At 71.9% G+C, this 2,939-nt stretch carries 2 protein-coding genes; one reads left to right on the top strand and one right to left on the bottom strand.

Going from position 1 to position 2,939, the window contains the following annotated elements:
• Positions 1–84: 84 nt before the first annotated feature.
• Positions 85–1,371, bottom strand: coding sequence for an extracellular solute-binding protein (locus tag ACTJIY_RS13910; protein WP_440674830.1), 1,287 nt, complete (start codon positions 1,369–1,371; stop codon positions 85–87).
• A gap of 265 nt (positions 1,372–1,636) precedes the next feature.
• Between ACTJIY_RS13910 and ACTJIY_RS13905 the strand changes: the two genes are divergently transcribed.
• Positions 1,637–2,638 (top strand): LacI family DNA-binding transcriptional regulator, encoded by a 1,002-nt coding sequence (locus tag ACTJIY_RS13905; RefSeq protein ID WP_440674832.1) that lies wholly within the window; start codon positions 1,637–1,639, stop codon positions 2,636–2,638.
• The last annotated feature ends 301 nt before the right edge of the window (positions 2,639–2,939 follow it).

The raw sequence follows: 2,939 nt of genomic DNA, 5'->3' as shown, positions 1-2,939 counted from the left end.
CTCCCCCCCCCCCCCCCCCCCCCCGGTCCTCGGGCGTCGTCGTGCTCGGCGAGATCTCGCCCTGGGACACGTTCATGGAAGGTGCTACTCCTTGGCGGCCGCGTCGTTGACGGCGGTGACGATGTCCTCGGGAGTGCCCTGGCCGGCGAGCAGGTTGACGACGGCCGTGTTCAGCGCGTTCCCGATGTTCTGGCCGTAGAGCGTGTCGAGCCAGACGGAGACGTACGGCGCCTCGTTGTACGCCTCGAGGATCGAGACGAGGGCCGGGTCGACGACGGCGGCCTGCGCCTCCTTGCTCGCGGGCAGCGTCTGGAACGCGGTGGCGTAGGCCTCCTGCGACTCCTTCGACATGGCGTAGTTGAGGAAGTCGGCGCACGCGTCCGGGGCGTCCACGTAGCACGAGTAGCCGTCGACGCCGCCCATCATCGCGCCGGGCTCGCCGTCACCGCCATCGACCTCGGGGAACGGGAACCACTGGAGGTCGGGCAGGGGCTTCTCGTCCGGCGTGAGGGACGCGATGACGCCCGGGTCCCACGCGCCCATGAGCTCCATCGACGCCTGGTGGTTCGCGAGCAGGCCGGCCGACGAGCCGGCGCCCTGCTGCGCGGACGTGGTGAGGAAGCCCTCGTTGAACGGCTCGGTCGCCGCGAAGTCCGCGAGCGCGTTGCCGGCGTCGAGCCAGCACGGGTCGTCGAAGGTCCGCGTCTCGGCGGCCTCGTTCATCGCGTCCTGGGAGCAGTACCGGAGCGCGAAGAAGTAGTACCAGTGCGCGGCGGGCCACGCGTCCTTGGCGCCGAGCGCGATGGGCGCGATGCCGGCGGCCTTGAGCTGCTCGGTCGCCGCCTCGAGGTCGGCGATCGTCCCCGGGGTCTCGGTGATGCCGGCCTGCTCGAAGAGCTCGGTGCTGTAGAACATGCCGCCGGGCAGGATCGACACCGGCATGCCGTAGACCTTGCCGTCGACCGAGAGCGCGCTCAGCGACCCGCCGACCGCCTCCTTGACCGCCGGGTCGATGAGGTCGGTCAGGTCCTTGACCTGACCCGCCTCGACGACGTCCGCGAGCTTGCCGCCGCCGCGCGCCATGAAGATGTCGGGAGCGTCACCCGAGTTCAGCGCGGTCTGGAGCTTGCCGTCCATGTCCTCGTTCTGGATGGCCTGGATCTTGATCGTCACGCCGGGGTTCTCGTCCTCGAACGCCGCGGCCGTGGTCTTCCAGTACTCCATGCCGGGGCCGGTCGTGGAGTTGTGCCAGAACGTCAGGGTGACGTCGCCGTCCTCCGTGCCGGACCCCCCTCCGCCGCCACAGGCCGAGAGCGCCATCGCACTCGCCACCAGCGCGGCCGATGCCGCCAGGAACTTCCGAGACCTCATGATTCGTCCTCTTCGTCGAGCCGCACGGGCGCGCGCTCCGTCGAGCGCGCCGGGCCGCCCCCGCGTCGGGGCCGCCAGAGCGACTCTCGCAAACGCAGGGCCAGCCTGTCAATCGTTATCGATAACGTTTTACACACGATGTGGCGGGCACGATCGACCCGCGCGGCCGCAGGGGTGCGGGCGCGGCCCGCGACGCGTCGGCGGTCCGGGCCGCGCGCCCGGCGGGGCGCCGCCGAGGCGTCGCATCACGGGCTACTGTCTCCCCATGCGCTCCACGGGAAGAGTCACGATCGGCGATGTCGCGCGCACCGCCGGCGTCTCCGTCGCGACCGTCTCCAAGGTGATCAACGGTCGCTACGGCGTCGCCCTGGAGACATCCCGGCACGTCCAGGAGATCATCGACCAGCTCGGGTACGAGTCGTCCATCGTCGCGCGCAGCCTGCGCAGCCGTCGCACCAACGTCATCGGCATCCTGGTCGCCGAGTTCGAGCCGTTCTCGACCGAGCTGCTCAAGGGCATCTCGGACGCGGTCGACGGCACCGGCTACGAGCTCCTCGCCTACTCCGGCGGGCTGCGCCGCGACGACCGCGTGGGCTGGGAGCAGCGCTATCTCTCACGGCTCGGCGGCACGCTGATCGACGGCGCCATCCTCGTCACGCCGACCGTCGTCGCGCCCGGCAACTCCATCCCGGTCGTCGCCGTCGACCCGCACCGCGGCCCGTCGGGCCCGCCGACCGTCGACTCCGACAACCTCGCCGGCGCGCGCGCCGCGACCGAGCACCTGCTCTCCCTCGGCCACCGCCGCATCGGCTTCCTCGCCGGCCGCCCCGACCTCGAGTCCGCGCGCCTCCGCGAGCAGGGGTACCGCGACGCGCTCGCCGACGCCGGCATCCCCTTCGACCCCGACCTCGTCCGCGTCGGTGGCTACCGCCCCGACCTCGCGGACTCCCCCGCGCACGAGCTCCTCTCCCTCCCCGACCGGCCCACGGCGATCTTCGCCGCGAACGACCTGTCCGCCATCCGCACCACGGAGGTCGCCGCCGAGCTCGGCCTGCGCGTGCCCGACGACGTGTCCGTCGTCGGGTTCGACAACGTCCCCGAGTCGGCCCTCACCACCCCGCCCCTGACGACCGTCGACCAGCCGATCCACCGCATGGGCGCCGAGGCCCTGCGCCTCATCGTCGACCTCGTCGAGGGCAACCCCCGCGAGCCCCACCTCCGCCTCCCCACGACCCTCGTCGTCCGCGGCACCACCCGCGCCCTCTGACCCACCGCCCGCGAGCAAACCCCGGTCGCACGCGAGAGAACGGCGACCCGCCGAGGTAGAGCCCTGGTCGCCCGAGGTAGAGCCGAGGTCGCCCGAGGTAGAACCGAGGTCGCGCGAGGTAGAGCCGTGGTAAGCCGAGGTAGAGCCCTGGTGGGCAGAAAGAGATACCTAGCCACGAGGCGTGCGCTCGCCCGGGCGAGCGAGGACCTGGGTGAGACGACGTAGGGCGGGGTGGGTGGTGGTGCCGCGTCGTGGTCGGGCCTGGCGGGAGCCGCGAGGAACGAGCGGCGGATGGTAGACG

The sequence above is a fragment of the Cellulosimicrobium sp. 22598 genome (genome assembly GCF_052044445.1).
GTDB classification, from domain to species: Bacteria; Actinomycetota; Actinomycetes; order Actinomycetales; family Cellulomonadaceae; genus Cellulosimicrobium; species Cellulosimicrobium cellulans_G.
This window is presented reverse-complemented; position numbering and strand designations above follow the sequence as displayed.